General features: G+C 59.3%; 12 protein-coding genes. 2 read left to right on the top strand and 10 right to left on the bottom strand.

Annotated elements, in window-relative coordinates:
- Positions 1-65: 65 nt before the first annotated feature.
- Together V3W40_RS04780 and V3W40_RS04775 are read left to right on the top strand one after the other, a co-directional pair.
- Positions 66-1,649 carry a peptide chain release factor 3 gene (locus V3W40_RS04780; protein WP_053131660.1) on the top strand — a complete coding sequence of 528 codons (1,584 nt, stop codon included), beginning with the start codon at positions 66-68 and terminating at the stop codon, positions 1,647-1,649.
- A gap of 132 nt (positions 1,650-1,781) precedes the next feature.
- Complete coding sequence (locus V3W40_RS04775; protein ID WP_098480378.1) at positions 1,782-2,027, top strand: hypothetical protein; 246 nt, start codon at positions 1,782-1,784, stop codon at positions 2,025-2,027.
- Positions 2,028-2,235: 208 nt separating this feature from the next.
- On the opposite strand, the gene V3W40_RS04770 is transcribed toward V3W40_RS04775, so the two are convergent.
- The 10 genes from V3W40_RS04770 to V3W40_RS04725 form a co-directional block, all read right to left on the bottom strand.
- The gene (locus tag V3W40_RS04770; RefSeq protein WP_017138288.1) at positions 2,236-3,207 is read right to left on the bottom strand and encodes a peptide ABC transporter ATP-binding protein; all 972 of its coding nucleotides are present in this window, start codon (positions 3,205-3,207) and stop codon (positions 2,236-2,238) included.
- Positions 3,207-4,175 (bottom strand): ABC transporter ATP-binding protein, encoded by a 969-nt coding sequence (locus V3W40_RS04765; protein ID WP_065938502.1) that lies wholly within the window; start codon positions 4,173-4,175, stop codon positions 3,207-3,209. Before V3W40_RS04765 ends, V3W40_RS04770 begins: the two co-directional genes overlap by 1 nt.
- A gap of 10 nt (positions 4,176-4,185) precedes the next feature.
- Positions 4,186-5,097: an ABC transporter permease subunit gene (locus V3W40_RS04760; RefSeq protein WP_027604858.1), complete on the bottom strand. Its 912-nt coding sequence runs from the start codon at positions 5,095-5,097 to the stop codon at positions 4,186-4,188.
- A 10-nt stretch (positions 5,098-5,107) separates the two neighbouring features.
- Positions 5,108-6,118 carry an ABC transporter permease subunit gene (locus V3W40_RS04755; protein ID WP_137212592.1) on the bottom strand — a complete coding sequence of 337 codons (1,011 nt, stop codon included), beginning with the start codon at positions 6,116-6,118 and terminating at the stop codon, positions 5,108-5,110.
- Positions 6,119-6,194: 76 nt separating this feature from the next.
- Positions 6,195-7,790: an ABC transporter substrate-binding protein gene (locus V3W40_RS04750; RefSeq protein ID WP_027604857.1), complete on the bottom strand. Its 1,596-nt coding sequence runs from the start codon at positions 7,788-7,790 to the stop codon at positions 6,195-6,197.
- A gap of 80 nt (positions 7,791-7,870) precedes the next feature.
- A complete protein-coding gene (locus V3W40_RS04745) occupies positions 7,871-9,268 on the bottom strand; it encodes an OprD family outer membrane porin (RefSeq protein ID WP_330214529.1) in 1,398 nt (465 codons plus the stop codon).
- 171 nt (positions 9,269-9,439) lie between these two features.
- Positions 9,440-10,984 carry an ABC transporter substrate-binding protein gene (locus tag V3W40_RS04740; protein ID WP_370671244.1) on the bottom strand — a complete coding sequence of 515 codons (1,545 nt, stop codon included), beginning with the start codon at positions 10,982-10,984 and terminating at the stop codon, positions 9,440-9,442.
- Positions 10,985-11,348: 364 nt separating this feature from the next.
- Complete coding sequence (locus V3W40_RS04735) at positions 11,349-12,977, bottom strand: ABC transporter substrate-binding protein (RefSeq protein ID WP_092488981.1); 1,629 nt, start codon at positions 12,975-12,977, stop codon at positions 11,349-11,351.
- Positions 12,978-13,235: 258 nt separating this feature from the next.
- On the bottom strand, positions 13,236-14,837 hold the full coding sequence (locus V3W40_RS04730; protein WP_065947108.1) for an ABC transporter substrate-binding protein: 1,602 nt from the start codon (positions 14,835-14,837) through the stop codon (positions 13,236-13,238).
- A gap of 95 nt (positions 14,838-14,932) precedes the next feature.
- Positions 14,933-18,274 (bottom strand): dermonecrotic toxin domain-containing protein, encoded by a 3,342-nt coding sequence (locus tag V3W40_RS04725; protein WP_330214528.1) that lies wholly within the window; start codon positions 18,272-18,274, stop codon positions 14,933-14,935.
- Positions 18,275-18,347: the final 73 nt, after the last annotated feature.

Below are 18,347 nucleotides of genomic sequence, written 5' to 3'. Positions count from 1 at the left end.
TCCGGCACCTGCGGTTTGCGCTATACTCGCCGCCCTTTTTTGACTCACCTGCCAGGCGATTTCCCATGACCCACCAGGCCGCCGAAGTCGCGAAACGCCGCACTTTCGCCATTATTTCCCACCCCGATGCCGGTAAAACCACCATCACCGAGAAGCTCCTGCTGATGGGCAAGGCGATCGCAGTGGCCGGCACGGTGAAATCGCGCAAATCCGACCGCCATGCCACCTCTGACTGGATGGAAATGGAAAAACAACGGGGTATTTCCATTACCACGTCGGTCATGCAGTTCCCGTATCGCGACCACATGGTCAACCTGCTCGACACCCCGGGCCACGAAGACTTCTCCGAAGACACCTACCGCACCCTGACTGCGGTGGACTCGGCACTGATGGTCCTCGACGGCGGTAAAGGCGTCGAGCCACGTACCATTGCGCTGATGGACGTATGCCGGCTGCGCGACACGCCGATCGTCAGCTTCATCAACAAACTCGACCGCGACATCCGCGACCCGATCGAATTGCTGGATGAAATCGAAGCCGTCCTGAAGATCAAGGCCGCGCCGATCACCTGGCCAATCGGTTGCTATCGCGACTTCAAGGGCGTGTACCACCTGGCCGATGACTACATCATTGTCTACACCGCCGGCCATGGTCACGAACGTACCGATGTGAAAATCATCGAGAAGCTCGACTCCGATGAAGCCCGCGCCCACCTGGGTGACGAGTACGACCGCTTTGTCGACCAGTTGGAACTGGTGCAGGGCGCCTGCCATGAGTTCAACCAGCAGGAATTCCTCGACGGCCAACTGACCCCGGTGTTCTTCGGCACCGCCCTGGGCAACTTCGGCGTCGACCACGTGCTCGACGCCGTCGTGAACTGGGCACCGAAGCCGCTGGCCCGTGTCGCCAACGAGCGCACCGTGGAACCGGTGGAAGAGAAATTCACCGGCTTCGTGTTCAAGATCCAGGCGAACATGGACCCCAAGCACCGCGACCGTATTGCCTTCATGCGCATCTGCTCGGGCAAGTACGAAAAAGGCATGAAGATGCGCCACGTGCGCACCGGCAAGGACGTGCGCATCGGCGACGCCCTGACGTTCTTCTCCTCCGAGCGTGAACAGCTCGAAGAGGCCTACGCCGGCGACATCATCGGCCTGCACAACCACGGCACCATCCAGATCGGCGACACCTTCACCGAAGGCGAAGCGCTGGGCTTCACCGGTATCCCGCACTTCGCCCCGGAACTGTTCCGCCGCGTGCGCCTGCGTGACCCGCTGAAATCCAAGCAATTGCGCCAAGGCCTGCAGCAACTGGCGGAAGAGGGCGCCACCCAGGTGTTCTTCCCCGAGCGCAGCAACGACATCATCCTCGGCGCCGTGGGTGTGCTGCAGTTCGATGTGGTCGCCAGCCGCTTGAAAGAGGAATACAAGGTCGAATGCTCCTACGAGCCGATCACCGTGTACTCCGCGCGCTGGATCGATTGCAGCGATAAGAAGAAGTTGGAAGAGTTCTCCAACAAGGCTGTGGAAAACCTTGCAGTCGACGGCGGTGGTCACCTGACCTACCTGGCCCCGACGCGGGTCAACCTGGCGCTGATGGAAGAGCGCTGGCCGGATGTGAAATTCCGCGCGACCCGCGAGCACCACTAAGGTCTGAGCGCCGAAAACAAAATGTGGTAGGGGGCTTGCCCCTCCCCACATTTTTTTCTCCACCAGGCGTTAGATTGGCGAGAACCCGGCATCGGGTCTAGCGTTTATCCACCGACTGCAAAGGAGATCACCGTGCGAAATGCTCAACGCGCCATTCCCCTGGTGTTGCTGGCCGTCCTGGGGCTGACGTCCCTTCCGGCACTGGCGGGCGCAGGAGCGCCGCAGTGGAAAGACACCGGCCCGGTCACCAAGAAAAAGCAGAACGAGGTCAACTCCGGCAGTTGGCAACCCCAGGCCCAGCCTGCGCCCAAGGAAGATGCAGAAAACCCCTATAACGAAGGGGAAGACAGCGAAACCTATGACGACGGCGACAGTTAACCGTGGCCAAAAGAAAGCCCCTCCCACCAGGCTGATGCGCAACCTGACGGGAAGGGCTGTAGAACGCTGTATCACTGCTTACACATTTTTAATCTGATGTTCCGTAGCAGCTGCCGAGCCTTGGCGAGGCTGCGTTCGCGGTGTGTCTGACATACCGCTGACGCAGCCTCGCCAAGGCTCGGCAGCTGCTACGTGGCAGATGTTTTACTCAAGCAACGAACTGCTCCGCGTAGTGGCAAGCCACCTGACGGTTATCCAGCGCGCGCAACTGCGGTTCCTCGCTGCTGCAACGTGCCGTCGCATACGGGCAACGCTTGTGGAACGCGCAGCCAGGCGGCGGGTTCAGTGGATTGGGCAACTCGCCAACGATTTTGATCTTCGGTTTGTTCGGATCCGGATGAATGGTCGGGGTGGCCGAGAGGAGCGCCTGGGTGTACGGATGCAGGGGGCGGGCGTAGATGTCTTCCTTGGGGCCCACTTCCACCGGGCGACCGAGGTACATCACCATCACATCGTCGGCGACGTGCTGCACCACCGCCAGGTTGTGGGAGATGAACACGTAGGCGGTGTTGAATTCCTGCTGCAGGTCCATGAACAGGTTGAGCACCTGGGCCTGGATCGACACGTCCAGCGCCGAGGTGGGTTCATCCGCCACCAGCACTTTCGGTTGCAGCATCATCGCGCGGGCCAGGGCGATCCGCTGGCGCTGACCACCGGAGAACATGTGCGGGTAGCGCTGGTAATGCTCAGGGCGCAGGCCCACTTGCTTCATCATCGCCTGCACTTTCTCGCGGCGTTCGGCGGCGGACAGGTTGGTGTTGATCAGCAGCGGCTCGCCCAGTTGATCACCAACCTTCTGGCGTGGGTTCAACGAGGCATAGGGGCTCTGGAACACCATCTGCACGTCTTTGCGCAATTGCTTGCGCTGGGCCTTGTCGGCACCGGCGACTTCCTGGCCGGCGATTTTCAACGAGCCCGAGGATGGCTCTTCAATCAGCGTCAGCGCACGGGCCAGGGTGGATTTGCCGCAACCTGACTCGCCTACAACCGCGAGGGTCTTGCCGGCTTCCAGTTCAAACGACACACCATTAAGCGCGCGTACCAGCGCATGGCCCTTGAACAGGCCACGGGACACTTCGTAATGCCGGGTCAGGTCGCGGGCAGTAAGAACGACGGCCATTACGCCACCTCCTGGTTCAAGGGGTAGAAGCAGCGCGCAAGGCTGTTGCTTTTCGGATCAAGGCCGGGCCGCTGGGCACGGCAGCTTTCTTGCACATACGGGCAGCGTGGCGACAGCAGGCAACCCTGCGGGCGGTCATAGCGGCCGGGCACGATACCCGGCAGCGTGGCCAGGCGCGTGGCGCCGAGGCTGTGCTCGGGGATTGCCTTGAGCAGCGCTTCGCTGTACGGGTGCGCCGGGATATCGAACAACTGCGGCACCTGGCCGACTTCCACGGCTTGTCCGGCGTACATCACGCACACGCGCTGGGCGGTTTCAGCCACCACTGCCAGGTCGTGGGTGATCAGTACCAGGCCCATGTTCTGCTCTTTTTGCAGGGCCAGGAGCAGGTCCATGATCTGCGCTTGAATGGTGACGTCCAATGCCGTGGTCGGTTCGTCGGCGATCAGCAACTTCGGCTCGCCGGCAATCGCCATGGCGATTGCCACACGCTGGCTCATACCGCCGGACAACTGGTGCGGGTAGGCGTCCATACGGCTGGCGGCGCCTGGGATCTCGACTTTTTCCAACAGCTCGATGGCGCGCTTGCGGGCTTGCTTGCCGGACATTTTCAGGTGCAGGCGCAGCACTTCTTCGATCTGGAAACCCACGGTGTAGCTAGGGTTCAGCGCGGTCATCGGGTCCTGGAACACCATCGCCAGGTCTTTGCCGACGATCTGGCGGCGCTGGCGGTTGCTCAGCTTGAGCATGTCCTTGCCGTCGAAGTTCAGGGCGTCGGCGGTGACGATGCCAGGGTGCTCGATCAGCCCCATCAGCGCCATCATGGTCACGGATTTACCCGAGCCCGACTCGCCAACGATGGCCAGGACTTCGCCCTTGTCGACGGCAATATCGAGGCCATCGACCACCGGCACGGCGGTCTTGTCGCCGAAGCGGACGTTGAGATTCTTGATTTCTAACAGTGACATGGGAATCTCCTCAGGCGGCGTTCTTGAGTTTCGGGTCCAGCGCGTCGCGCAGGCCGTCACCCATCAAGTTGATTGCCAGCACGCTGAGCAAAATGGTCAGGCCAGGCAGGCTCACCACCCACCAGGCGCGTTCGATGTAGTCACGGGCCGAAGCCAGCATGGTGCCCCACTCGGGGGTTGGCGGTTGTACGCCAAGGCCAAGGAAGCCCAGGGCCGCGGCATCGAGGATCGCCGAAGAGAAACTCAGGGTCGCCTGCACGATCAGCGGTGCCATGCAGTTAGGCAGCACGGTGATGAACATCAGGCGGGGCAGGCCGGCACCGGCGAGGCGGGCGGCAGTCACGTAGTCACGGTTCAGCTCGCCCATCACCGCAGCGCGGGTCAGACGTACGTAGGAAGGCAGCGACACGATGGCGATGGCGATCACGGTGTTGATCAGGCCAGGGCCGAGGATCGCGACAATGGCAACCGCCAGCAGCAGCGAGGGCAGGGCCAGCATGATGTCCATCAGGCGCATGATGGTAGGGCCGAGCAGGCGCGGGAAGAAGCCGGCGAACAGGCCCAGCAGGATGCCCGGGATCAGCGACATCACTACCGACGACAAGCCGATCAGCAACGAGAGGCGCGAGCCCTGGATCAGACGCGAGAGCAGGTCGCGGCCCAGCTCATCGGTGCCGAGCAGGAACTGGATCTGCCCGCCTTCCAGCCACGACGGTGGGGTCAGCAGGAAATCGCGGTATTGCTCGCTGGGGTTATGCGGTGCCACCCAGGGGGCGAAGATCGCGCAGAACACGATCAGCAACATGAACAGCAGGCCGGCAACCGCGCCCTTGTTCTTGGAAAAGGCTTGCCAGAATTCTTTGTACGGCGACGGGTACAGCAGGCTTTGATCGACTGCTGACACTTGAGTAGGTGTGGTCATGGTCATGATCTCAGCGCTGGTGACGGATGCGTGGGTTGGCGAAGCCGTAGAGGATGTCCACCACGAAGTTCACCAGGATCACCAGACAGGCGATCAGCAGGATGCCGTTTTGCACCACCGGGTAGTCCCGCGCGCCAATAGCTTCGATCAGCCATTTGCCGATGCCGGGCCACGAGAAGATGGTTTCGGTCAGGACCGCACCGGCCAGCAGGGTGCCGACTTGCAGGCCGACCACGGTGAGTACCGGGATCAGCGCGTTACGCAGGCCGTGCACGAACACCACGCGCGCCGGCGACAGGCCCTTGGCCTTGGCGGTGCGGATGTAGTCTTCGCGCAGCACCTCGAGCATGGATGAACGGGTCATCCGCGCGATCACTGCCAACGGGATGGTGCCGAGCACGATGGCCGGCAGGATCAGGTGGTGCAGCGCATCCCAGAACGCGTCCGGCTCGTCAGCCAGCAGGGTGTCGATCAGCATGAAGCCGGTGCGCGGCTCGATGTCGTAGAGCAGGTCTATTCGCCCGGAAACCGGGGTCCAGCCCAGGCTCACCGAGAAGAACATGATCAGGATCAGGCCCCACCAGAAGATCGGCATCGAATAGCCCGCCAGGGAGATGCCCATCACCCCATGGTCGAACAGGGATCCTCGCTTGAGTGCCGCGATCACCCCGGCCAACAGGCCCAGGACGCCGGCGAACAGCAGGGCGGCCATGGACAGTTCCAGGGTCGCCGGGAAGAGGGCGGTGAACTCGGTCCACACGCTGGTGCGGGTACGCAGGGATTCGCCAAGGTCGCCGTGTGCGAGCTTGCCGACGTAGTCCAGGTATTGCGCGTACAGCGGCTTGTTAAGGCCAAGGCGTTCCATTGCCTGTGCGTGCATCTCGGGGTCGACGCGCCGCTCGCCCATCATGACTTCGACAGGGTCGCCAGGGATCATGCGTATCAACGCAAACGTGAGCAACGTGATGCCGAAAAACGTGGGGATCAATAACCCCAGTCGGCGGGCAATAAAACTAAACATCTTGTGGTGTACCTCAATCAGCCGGTTAGGCAGGTTCGGCACCGTCCTGGTGGGCGGTGCCGAGCGTTTCTCTTATTTACTTCACCTGGGTGGTGGCGAAGTTATTGTTCGTCAGAGGGCTTTGGGTATAACCCTCGACGTTCTTGCGCATGGCGGTGAACATTTTCGGGTACGCCATGGGAATCCACGGTTGGTCCTTGTCGAAAACCTCCAGGGCTTGTTGATAGAGTGCGGCCCGCTGCTGGGGTTCAGCGTCGGCGCGGGCCTTATCGATCAAGTCCTGAAACTCTTTGTTACACCAGCGGGCGTAGTTTTCGCCGTTTTTCGCTGCATCGCAACTCAGGTTCGGCGTAAGGAAGTTATCCGGATCGCCGTTGTCACCGGCCCAGCCGGCGGAAACCATGTCGTGCTCGCCGGCTTTGGCGCGCTTGAGCATCTCGCCCCATTCCATGACCTTGATGTTCACTTTCAGGCCGATCTGCGCCAGATCCGCCTGCATGCGCTGGGCGCCGAGCATCGGGTTGGGGTTGGTCGGGCCACCGCCGTTACGGGTAAACAGTGTGAACTCGGTGCCTTCCGGTACACCGGCTTCCTTGAGCAGGGCGCGGGCCTTGTCCAGGTCGCGTTCAGGGTTTTTCAGCTTATCGTTGAAGCCCAGCAGGGTCGGCGGATACGGCCCGGTGGCGTCCACGGCGTTGCCTTTGCCATACAGGGATTCGTTGTAGCCTTTCTTGTCGAACGCGATGTTGATCGCGTGACGCACCCGCGCGTCGCTCATGTACTTGTGGGTGGTGTTCAGGGCGGTGTATGCGGTGGTCATCGCCGCCAGTTCGGCGACCTTCAGGTTTGGGTCTTTCTTGATGCTGGGAAGGTCGTCGGGCTTGGGATACAGCGCGATCTGGCATTCGTTGGCCTTGAGCTTCTGCAGGCGCACGTTGTTGTCGACCGCAATGGCCAGGATCAACGGATCGGCCGGAGGCTTGCCACGGAAGTACTCCGGGTTGGCCTTGAAGCGCACCTGAGCGTCCTTCTGGTAGCGTGTGAAAATGAACGGGCCGGTGCCGATCGGCTTGCTGTTGAGCTCTTCGGTCTTGCCGGCGGCGAGTAGCTTGTCGGCGTACTCGGCGGAGTGGATGGCGGTGAACGGCATCGCGACATCGGCCAGGAACGGTGCCTCAGGGCGGGTCAGAGTGAAGACCACGGTATGGTCATCGGTCTTCTCCACGCTCTTGAGCAGTTCCTTGAAGCCCATGCTTTCAAAGTACGGGTAGCCCACGCTGGATTTGTTGTGCCACGGGTGTTTCGGGTCCAGTTGGCGCTGGAAGCTCCAGAGCACGTCGTCGGCATTCATGTTGCGCGTGGGTTTGAAGTAGTCGGTGGTGTGGAACTTGACGTCGTCGCGCAGATGAAAGGTATAGGTCAGGCCGTCGTCACTGATTTCCCAGGAAGTGGCGAGCGCTGGCACGATCTCGGTGGTGCCGGGCTTGAAGTCCACCAGGCGGTTGAACATGGTTTCCGCGGCGGCGTCGGCGGTGACGGCGGTGGTGTACAGGACCGGGTCAAAACCCTCCGGGCTGGCTTCGGTGCAGACCACCAGGGGTTTGGCCGATACGCCGATAGCCACGCTTAACAGCGCAGCGGCAACGGCAGCTTGTAGCGGGAGCATTTTCATTCAGAGCCCTCTGCAATCGATGGGACCAGACAAGCGTAGACGGCAGGCTCGTCCTGAGCCTGCCGTCTACCTGGTGCTAGTTAAAGAATGTTGAACGGGATGGTGGTGACCAGACGGAACTCTTTGATGTTGCCGTCAGCCTGTTGTGCGCTGGCGCGGTGAGTCACGTAGGTGCCACGGATGGTGGTGGCCTTGAGTGGGCCGCTCTGAATCGCGTAGGACGTGCCAACCCCGTATTCCTGGTGTTTCTCGCCGTCCATCAGGCGCAGGTCGCTACGCGAAGCGCCGGCTTCACCGTAGGCGGTACCGTTGTAGTGAGTACCGTCGATGCCCCAGCCGCGCGCCGAGTAGACGTTGAACTTCAGGCCCGGCACGCCGTATTCGGCCATGTTGATGCCGTAGGCGATCTGGAAGGACTTCTCGTTCGGGCTGTTGAAGTCGGAGGTCAGGGAGTTGGCCAGGTAGATGCCGTTGGTTTCGTGCAGGTAGTCGAAGTACTCGTCACCGTTAACTTCCTGGTACGAGAAGGTCAGGCTATGGGCCTGGTGGGTCAGCCCCAGGGACAACGAGTAAGTGTCGTTGTCGATGTTGCCCATCTTCTTGCTGCCGGTATCGGTGGTTTTGTAGTAGTTCAGGCCGGTGGTCAGTGCCAGGGTCTGTGCATCACCCAATTCGTGGGTGGCACCGAAGTAGTACTGGTTCCAGAAGTCTTCGACGTTAGCGGCGAATACGCTGGTTTTCAGGCTCTTGAACGGCTGGTAGTTGAAGCCCAGGGTTTTGACCTTGTCGGTTTCCTGGCCATTGCCGTACTCGGAACGGAATTTCGACAGGCTTTGTTCGGTACGCGGCGAAACGCGATCAAAGATGCCGCCCTGGAACGACAAGTTGCTGAACTCTTCGCTGTTGAAGCTCACACCCTCGAAGCTCGAAGGCAAGGCACGGTTGCCGATGGTATCGACGATTCCGCTGCTGAAGTTCTGGCGACCGGCGGTCAAGGTGGTGTTGGACACGCGGAACTTGACGTTCGCCAGGCCCAGTTTGCTCCACTGGCCTACTGCATCGCCGTCGGAGTCAGCCAGGGTACGGTTGGAACCGCCCTTGATATCACGCTTGCTGCGGTCCAGGACCACCGCGTTGTAAGCCGCGACTTCGGTCGCCACACCTACGGTGCCTTGGGTGAAGCCCGAGGAGTAGTTGAGGATGGTGCCTTGTACCCAGTTTGTGCGGTTCGCGTCGGTGCGCGTCTGATTGTGTTTCTCGTAGGAGAAACGCTGGCCACGGAATTTCTTCTCGGTGGAGTACCAGTTACGGGTTGTACCGCCCAGGCTTTGACCGTCGATGAAGCCTTTAGCCTCGCTTTGGGCGCTGGCGCCGGCCAGTGTGGTTGGAACGAAGTCCTGGCTTTGGGTTTCAGCGTAGGCGGTGGCCGTGATGCTGCTGATGGCCAAGGCCAGAAGCGCTGTGCTGCTCAGTTTCATGGGTTGAAGCTCCTTTGGTTCTCTTTTTAATGCCGGTCTTTTTTGGTGATCCGGCTATTGGGTGTGTAACTCGATCAAGCTGTTGCAAACGTTTGCTGTAGGAAAAATCCCAACAAAAGGCTGCGCGTTTGCGAGAGAGCCAACTTCGCTCCCTGCAATCCGGTTATTTTCTTATGGGGTAATGCTGACGCCCGAGAACACGTTGCGGCCGAAGGGGCTTACTTTGAAGCCTTCGACTTTGGCGCTTAACGGCTGGTTGACCGTCGAGTGGGCGACGGGTGTGATCGGCACCTGCTGCTTGAGCAGTTGCTGCGCCTGTTTGTACAGAACAGTCCTTTGTTCGCGGTCGGTCACGACCTTGGCTTGCTTGATCAGCTTGTCGTACGCCGGGTCACACCACATGGAGTAGTTGTTCCCGCCGATGGCGTCGCAGCTGTAGAGGGTGCCCAGCCAGTTGTCCGGGTCACCGTTGTCGCCGGTCCAGCCGATCAGGCTGACATCGTGCTCACCGTTCTTGGTGCGCTTGATGTATTCGCCCCACTCGTAGCTGACGATCTTGACCTTGAGGCCGATCCTGGCCCAGTCGCTTTGCAGCATCTCGGCCATCAGCTTGGCGTTGGGGTTGTACGGCCGTTGCACCGGCATCGCCCACAGGGTGATCTCGGTACCTTCCTTCACGCCGGCGGCCTTGAGCAGTTCCTTGGCTTTTTCCGGGTTGTAGGCGGCGTCCTTGATGCTGTCGTCGTAGGACCATTGGGTCGGCGGCATGGCATTGACTGCCAACTGCCCCGCGCCCTGGTACACGGCGTTCAAGATGCTCTGCTTGTTCACCGCCATGTCCAGCGCCTGGCGCACTTCGAGCTGGTCGAACGGCTTGTGGCGCACGTTGTAGGCGATGTAGCCCAAGTTGAAGCCCGGCTTGGTCAGCAATTGCAGGTTCGGGTCGGCCTTGAGCGCGTCGACGTCGGCCGGGCGCGGGTGCAGGGTGACCTGGCATTCGCCGGCCTTGAGTTTTTGCACGCGTACCGAGGCGTCGGTGTTGATGGCAAAAATCAGTTGGTCCAGCTTGACCTTGCTCGGGTCCCAGTACTGTTTGTTGCCCACATAGCGGATCTGCGAGTCTTTCTGATAGCGCTGGAAGACAAAGGGACCAGTGCCGATCGGCTTCTGGTTGATATCGCTGGGCTTGCCTTCCTTGAGCAACTGCTCGGCGTATTCGGCCGACAGGATGGCGGCAAAGCTCATCGCGATGTTCTGCACGAACGCAGCGTCGACCGAGTTCAGCGTCATCACCACGGTATGAGGGTCGGTTTTCTCGACCTTGGCGATGTTCTTGTTCAGGCTCATCCCGTTGAAATACGGAAACTCGGTGGGGTAGGCCTTGCGAAACGGGTGGTCGGGGTCAAGCATGCGATTGAAGGTGAACAGCACGTCGTCGGCGTTGAAATCCCGCGTCGGCTTGAATTCCTTGTTGCTGTGGAATTTCACCCCTTCACGCAGGTGAAAGGTGTAGGTCAGGCCGTCTTCGGAAATATCCCACTTGGTCGCCAGTCCAGGTACGACGTTGGTCGCTCCCTTTTCAAACTCAACCAGGCGGTTGTACAGCGGCTCGGCCACATCGTTATCGGTGGCGGTGGTGTACTGCGCGGTGTCGAACCCTGCCGGGCTGCCTTCAGAGCAGAACACCAGGCTCTTCTTGTCGGCCGCCTGGCCCATCGTGGCTACAGCCAGCAGGCTGGTGCCAAAAATTGCGGATAGAACGGTGGTATGGCGCATGACGATCCCGATCCTTGTTTGTAGTTGTCATCAGCAAGCAATCACCCTGGCGTAGTGCCAGGGGGACATTACTGATCCCACACACAGCAAGTGCCTTTCCCAGGTTGGAGCCTCTGCTGTCCTACGACGGTATGGGTCGCGGACTGCGCAGTAAATGCGCCAAATTGGACTGACCTTGTAGGCAAAAGAGCTACTTGTCGCAGTTCGCAGCTGTAGGAAGCGGCGATTACGAACGTGGTCTATTTCCTACGGTCGAGGCGGATGCAATAACGGCGACGTTATGAAACGTCGCCGTCATTGGTCCTTACTTGCCGCTTACGCTCACGCCATAGAAGGAGTTCAGGCCAAACGGGCTGATCTTGAAGTCCTGTACGGTGTTGCGCATGGGTTGATACACCGTCGAGTGCGCGATAGGTGTCATCGGGACTGCATCTTTGAGGATATGTTGCGCCTGCTTATACAGCTCGGTGCGTTTGGCGACGTCCGACGTAGCCTTGGCTTCTTTCACGACGCCGTCGAATTTCTTGTCGCACCACTTGGAGAAGTTGTTACCGGCCAGGGAGTCGCAGCCGAACAGCACGTTCAGCCAGTTGTCCGGGTCACCATTGTCGCCGCTCCAGCCAATGATCATGGCCTGGTTCTCGCCGCCTTTGGAGCGCTTGATGTACTCGCCCCACTCGTAGCTGGTGATCTTGACCTTCAGGCCGATCTTGGACCAGTCGTTTTGCAGCATTTCGGCCATCAGCTTGGCGTTCGGGTTGTACGGACGCTGAACCGGCATCGCCCACAGAACGATCTCGGTACCTTCCTTGATACCCGCTTCCTTGAGCAGCGCCTTGGCTTTCTCGGGATCGTACTTGGCGTCCTTGATGGTGGTGTCGTAGGACCATTGGGTTGGCGGCATGGCGTTGACCGCCAGTTGGCCTGCGCCCTGGTAGACGGAGTCGATGATCTGCTGCTTGTTCACCGACATGTCCAGCGCCTGGCGCACGCGCAGGTCAGCCAGCGGGTTGGGCTGGTCGCTGCCCTTGACCTTGTCCATGACGTTGTAGGCGACATAGCCCAGGTTGAAACCGGCCTGGTGCGGCAGTTTCAGGTCCTTGTCTTCACCCAGCGCCTTGAGGTCGGCCGGACGTGGGAACAGGGTGATCTGGCACTCGTTTTTCTTCAGCTTCTGGATACGCACCGACGGATCGGTGGTGATGGCGAAGATCAGGTTATCGATCTTCACGTCCTCAGGTTTCCAGTAGTCCTTGTTGCCGGTGTAGCGAATGTTCGAGTCTTTCTGGTAGCTCTTGAATACGAACGGGCCAGTACCGACCGGCTTCTGGTTGATGTCCTGGGGCGTGCCGTTTTTCAACAGCTGGGCGGCGTATTCGGCCGACTGGATGGAAGCGAAGCTCATGGCCAGGTTCTGGATGAAGGCGGCGTCCACGGTGCCAAGGGTGAACTTGACGGTGTGGGCATCGACCTTCTCGATGTTCTTGATGTTGGTGTCCATCCCCATGTCCGTGAAGTACGGGAACTCGGTGGGGTAGGCCTTACGGAATGGATCGTCTTTGTTGATCATCCGGTTGAAGGTGAACAGGACGTCGTCAGCCGAGAATTCACGAGTCGGCTTGAAGTACGGGGTGGTATGGAACTTGACGCCTTCGCGCAGGTGGAAGGTGTAGGTCAGGCCATCCGGGGACACGTCCCAGCTGGTGGCCAGGCCAGGAACAACGGCGGTGCCGCCGCGTTCGAATTGGCTCAGACGGTTGAACATGGTTTCGGCCGAAGCATCGAAGTCTGTTCCGGTGGTGTACTGGCCTGGGTCGAAACCGGCCGGGCTCCCTTCGGAGCAGAACACCAGGTTAGTCGCCGCTTGGGCGAATGGGGCCGCGGCCATAAGGCCGGCGCTCACTAATAACGGAAGGACTGCGTGTTTAAGCATGTTGGCCTCATGATTTGTTGTCATTTTTGGTGGTGAGGGCGACCTCGTGAGTCGGCCTGCGGATACTTATGCAGGCGCCATACCCATTGCAAGATGCTGAACCGTCGCAAGGCGGAAAGAGTGGTACGAACGTACAGGAATGTCGCAATTATGAAAGTTTTGACATATTTGAGCTTATTTATAGGTTTTTTTCGGTGCAGGAGGTGCACCAGGAAGGGTCAACCGAGGCGTCTGGCGCACTCGGTTGGGGCATTGCTGTTACTTATCTAGACTCACGCCGTAGAACGGTGTCAGCCCAAAGGGGCTGATCTTGAAGTCCTTCACTTCCTTGCGCAGGGGTTGGAAAACCGTCGAGTTCGCAATGGGCGTTATAGGTACTTGTTCCTTAAGAATTTTTTGTGCCTGTTGATACCACTTGATGCGTTGTTCGCGGTCACTGCTGACCTTGGCCTGCTGCACCAGTTTGTCGTAGGCCGGGTTACACCATTTGGCGTAGTTGCTGCCCTTGACCGCGGCACAACTGTAGAGCACGCCGAGCCAGTTATCCGGGTCGCCGTTGTCGCCGGTCCAGCCATAAATCATCGCATCGTGCTCGCCATTTTTGGCGCGCTTGATGTACTCGCCCCATTCATAGCTGACGATATTGGCCTTGATGCCGACTTTCTCCCAATCCTGCTGGATCATTTGGGCCGACATGCGCGCGTTCGGGTTGGAAGCGCGCTGGACGGTCATTGCCCACAGGTTGATGGTAGTGCCCGGTGCAACCCCTGCTTCTTTTAGTAGCGCGCGGGCCTTGGTCGGATCGTGCGGGGCATCCTTGATGGTCGGGTCATAAGACCACTGCGCGGGTGGCAGTGCATTCTGCGCCAATTGTCCGGCGCCCTGGTAAACCGCCTTGATGATCGCCGGCTTGTCGATGGCCATGTCCAGGGCCTGGCGCACCTTGAGTTGGTCCAGCGGTGGGTGGGTCACGTTATAAGCCAGGAAGCCCAGGTTAAAACCGGCTTGCTGCAGCACGCGCAGGTTGGGGTCCTGCTTCATCACCTCGATGTCCGACGGGCGCGGGTAGCCGCTGACCTGGCATTCGCCGGCCTTGAGTTTTTGCAGGCGCGACGCAGCGTCCGGGGTGATGGCGAACACCAGGTTGTCGAGTTTCACATCCTCGGGCTTCCAGTACTGTTTATTGGCCACGTAGCGAATCTGCGAGTCCTTCTGGTAGCGCTTGAACACAAACGGCCCGGTGCCCACCGGCTTCTGGTTGATGTCTTCGGCCTTGCCTTCTTTCATTAGCTGGGCGGCATACTCGGCCGATTGCACGGAGGCGAAACTCATGGCCAGGTTCTGCACGAACGAGGCATCGACGTTGTTCAGGTTGAAACGCACGGTGTGCCCGTCGAGTTTGTCGACGCTCTTGATCGTGGTGTTCAGGCCCATGTCGGTGAAGTACGGCGATTCGGAAGGGTAGGCCTTGCGGAACGGGCTCTCGGCATCCAGCAGGCGATTGAAGGTAAACAGCACGTCATCCGCATTGAAGTCGCGGGTCGGCGTGAAGAAATCGGTGGTGTGGAACTTGACCCCGTCGCGCAGGTGGAAGGTGTAGGTCAGACCATCCTTGGACACCTCCCAGCTTGTGGCCAGGCCCGGTTCGACTTCAGTGCCGCCACGCTTGAATTGGGTCAGGCGGTTGAACACGGTTTCGGCGGACGCATCGAAGTCGGTGCCGCTGGTGTACTGGCTGGGGTCGAAGCCGGCGGGGCTGGCTTCGGAGCAGTAGACCAGGGTACTGGCCGCGTGGGCCGTCGGCATGAAGGCCAGCAGGCCGGCGGCGAGAAGCAGTGGTTTGAAGGCGATTCTTTCCATGGAGACCTCTGAAGTGGCAGTGAGGTAACGCTGCCCGAACGAAAACGGCGGTAACCGAGGTTACCGCCGTTCTGGTTTTTGAGGTAGCCGCAGGGCTAGTTCTGGTCGGTGATAATCGACGTCCTCAGGGTGAATGGCGCGCTTTTATCGATGGCGTATGGATTTGCCGCTTCTTCCAGGTCGTTGCTTTCTCGAATGTGGAACGTTCGCCCCGTGGCGGCGGCGGTATTGGGAATGGGGGCAGCATCTTTGTCCAGATCGAGCAATGTCATTTGGGCTCCGACGGTGACCTGCGCCTCTTTAGTTGTCGGGTCATAGGTGACGATGTAATGGGTGTCCTTGCCTTTGAAACCGACGTGTTCTTGGAGTTGATTCATTTTCAGCTCCACCGATGCTGGGGCGACACTGCCCTGATGAGCGACTTCGGATATGCGCGAGCGCATGTTCGCGTCGGGGATTGCCTCCTCGAACTGCTGCAAGCGCCTACGCAGTGTTTCGCCATCGGCAGTTCCCGTGGCATCCAGTTCAAAAGTGGTGTGCCCTTCGGGCTGCTTTATCCGAACGGTATAACGGTCACGGTTCAGGTCTTTTATAAAGTTTGGCGAATAGTCAGTTGAGCCATATTCGTTGGGTTGCGCCCTTTCGTCGGGGAAAACTTCGAAGTTGTTTTCCTCGACGGTCCAGGACACCGTGAGTTTTCTTTTGAGGACTCCCGCCTCTTCAAGGTTGTTCACCGATTGCTGGTAGGCAGTGTTGCTGTTGTATTTAAAGATCTCATCAAACTTATCGGCACCACTGGTCTTGGGGTCGCCCAGGATTTCGAAGCCGTCTGAAAGTTTTGGCTCTACTTTGAGGTCGTTGCTGGGGTTCGGCGAAGGCGCGCGCTGCCACGGCCACTTGGCTCCGCCATCGGTTTTCATGCGGACCCAGTCGCCCTCGCCGTTAGCGTGCACCGTCATTACCGGCTTACCCGTACCGGGGTCAATGATCTGTACATAGTCATTGCTCAGTTTGAAGTCGCCTTTTATCTCAAACACCTGGCGAATACCTGTCTCGTCGGTATAGCGAATAAACCATTGGTCCAGGCCGGTTGTTGCATCCTTGACCTGGTAAATGCCCTTCGCGTTGCGTACGGCCCTTTCAATGAGCTGCTCACCGTTCGGTACACCATATTGGGTAATGTTGCCCGCTTGGCTGGGCTGCAGGCGGTTACTGCCAGGCAGGGCTCGTGGGCGTTCAATCCACGGGGACTCGTCTGGGGTGGGCGTGAGCGGTTTTTCTCCAGGGGGAATGAAGGGGTCTTCAGCCGAGCCACTGGCGCCCACCGAGAACAGCGTATTCAGCAAGCCATCGAATGCCTTCGATGCACCGTCATTGCGTTCGGCCAGGGTATCGCCGGAGGCTTGTTTTTCCGCCCCAAGCGCCAATTCGGTCAACCCGGTAGCCACAGCGGCGACGGCCACCGGGGCGGCAATAGGCGCCAGCTTTGCCAGCAGGCCCGCCGCCACGGTGATGTCGTTAAGCCAAGTGCCCCGCGTCACCTCGCTGTTGGACTTGATCATTACGTCGGCATCACTGGTCATGCGCTCTTTACTGGCGGACGTCATCGCAGAGAAGACGTCACCCTTGAGGTGTGAGCCGTCACCATTGAACGTCGGGTCTGTCAGTTTTCCATTGGCGAGTTTTTCGAAAGTGCTGTCCAGACCTTCGGTTTTGCTGCCCACGTTGGTAAACCACAATACGGGCATGAACACTTTCGCCAGTTTTTCAATAGTGCCGGGCTCGTGGTCCTGGCGGGCGATCAGTGGGAAATGAGTCATCAAGGATTCGCGCTTTTTCGGGTCCTTGGTTTGGTCGATCACCCATTGATCCAGTTTTTCCAGGGAATCGAACCGCAGAAATGCGGGTTCCGAGCCAGGGATGTAGAGGACCTGGCGGCCACCGTCGGCAGCGCTGAAGCGCACAATATCGTTGGACAAGAAGCCTTTGATATTGAAGGCGTGGGCCTGGACTGCACCTTTTACAGGGGCCTCGGCCTTGAGCTGTTCGACGTTGATCGGTGCATTTTCGTCGAGCGGAAGATTGGACGCCGCGCCCATGACCAAGCGGTAGTCCTCCCGCGTGAACCGATACTCGGGCGCTTGCAGCGCTTGCTCGGCCGGCGGCCTGGCGGCGGCTGTCTTCAGTTGTTTTCGGGCCTGGTAGGCAAACTCGCCTTTGATCGCCGTCTGGTAGTCATTGCTGTGGGTGTTCCAGAAGTCGTCGATTTTTTGTGTCATGACCGATTGGAAGTCGGTTTTCCAGCTCGTATGCATAAGCACCGAAGGGGCCAGCGGGAATTGGTTATGCGCACCGTACCCCCCGGTTTCACTTTTACCGGGGCCGTCTATATATAAACCGGCTTGCGAGTCCAGATTGCCGGGGACCCAGTCGTTTTCAGAGAAGTTTTTCAGCAGTGCATCCGGCAGGCGCAGAGAGGCGGTCGGCTCCTCGCCCTTATGCTCCCAGCCGGTAGCTGTTGAAGCGCTTTGCGAGCCATTGAAACGGTTCAAGTAAAGTGTATCGGCATCCACATGTTTGCCCGTCAGGTTGAAAATGACGGACTCCGCCCATTGTTTTGCTTGTGCACGTACGTTTGGCAGTGTCTCGGCAACCTCCACTGCCAGATGCTTGTAGGCCAATGCCTGAGGTGCATGGGTGTAGAACGTTTCGGCACTGAGCTTGAGTTGTTCAAGGGCTTGCGCCGAGCGCTGGTTGGCGGGGCGTACGGGATCATCCGGCGGGATGGGGTCGAAGGCTTTGTTGTGTTCCAGTCGCCTGATTTGTGTCCGCGCCTCGGCCAGTGATGTGGGAAGGCGCTCACCCTGGAAGTTGGCTACCAGCCCTGCGCGTACTTGAATGTAGTCTTCGCCAAAGCGTACCTGCAACTTCTCAACAGTTCCCGGCGCAATGATTTTGGCCGCCTCAAGAAGCGGGCGGCTGACTTGGCCCCAACCGGAGTTGTCCGTGAGGGAGAACGTTTTCATGTTTCCGTCCGCCATGGCAGTCAGAGTGCCTGTGCGGGGGTTGACGGTTAAAAGCGTGTTCTGGTCGATCTTCTGGTCGCGCATCCAACCTTGAACCACTGGGTGCTGCAACTGCGCCCGATAGACTTCGAGCCACTGGCCCAAATTGCTCTCGGGGGGGACTTTTATAAGCCCGGGATTGTTGCCCAGTACTTTGCTTTGCACCGCTGCCAGGTATTCGTTAAGCAGCGCTGTTTCGTGAGGGGAGGTGGACGGGCCAGGCGTATCTTGTGACGCCCGCGTGACGGCTGATTCGCTGTTGTTTATCGGCCCGCTTGAAACAGGGTCGATGTATTGCCGAATAGGGGAGGTGGTTTTGCTTGAAGGTGCGTACATGGTTTCAGTTCTCGTGAAGTGAATAAGTACTGCCACAGCACTCCCTGTTAGCGTGGGCACTCTTTGCGTAACGAAAACCGGGTGCTTGATTCCGCCGAATATGCCGCTG

Source organism: Pseudomonas sp. AM8 (genome assembly GCF_036346475.1).
Lineage (GTDB): Bacteria > Pseudomonadota > Gammaproteobacteria > Pseudomonadales > Pseudomonadaceae > Aquipseudomonas > Aquipseudomonas marginalis.
Note: the sequence above shows the minus strand (reverse complement) of the source record. Positions and strands in the feature narration are given on the sequence as shown.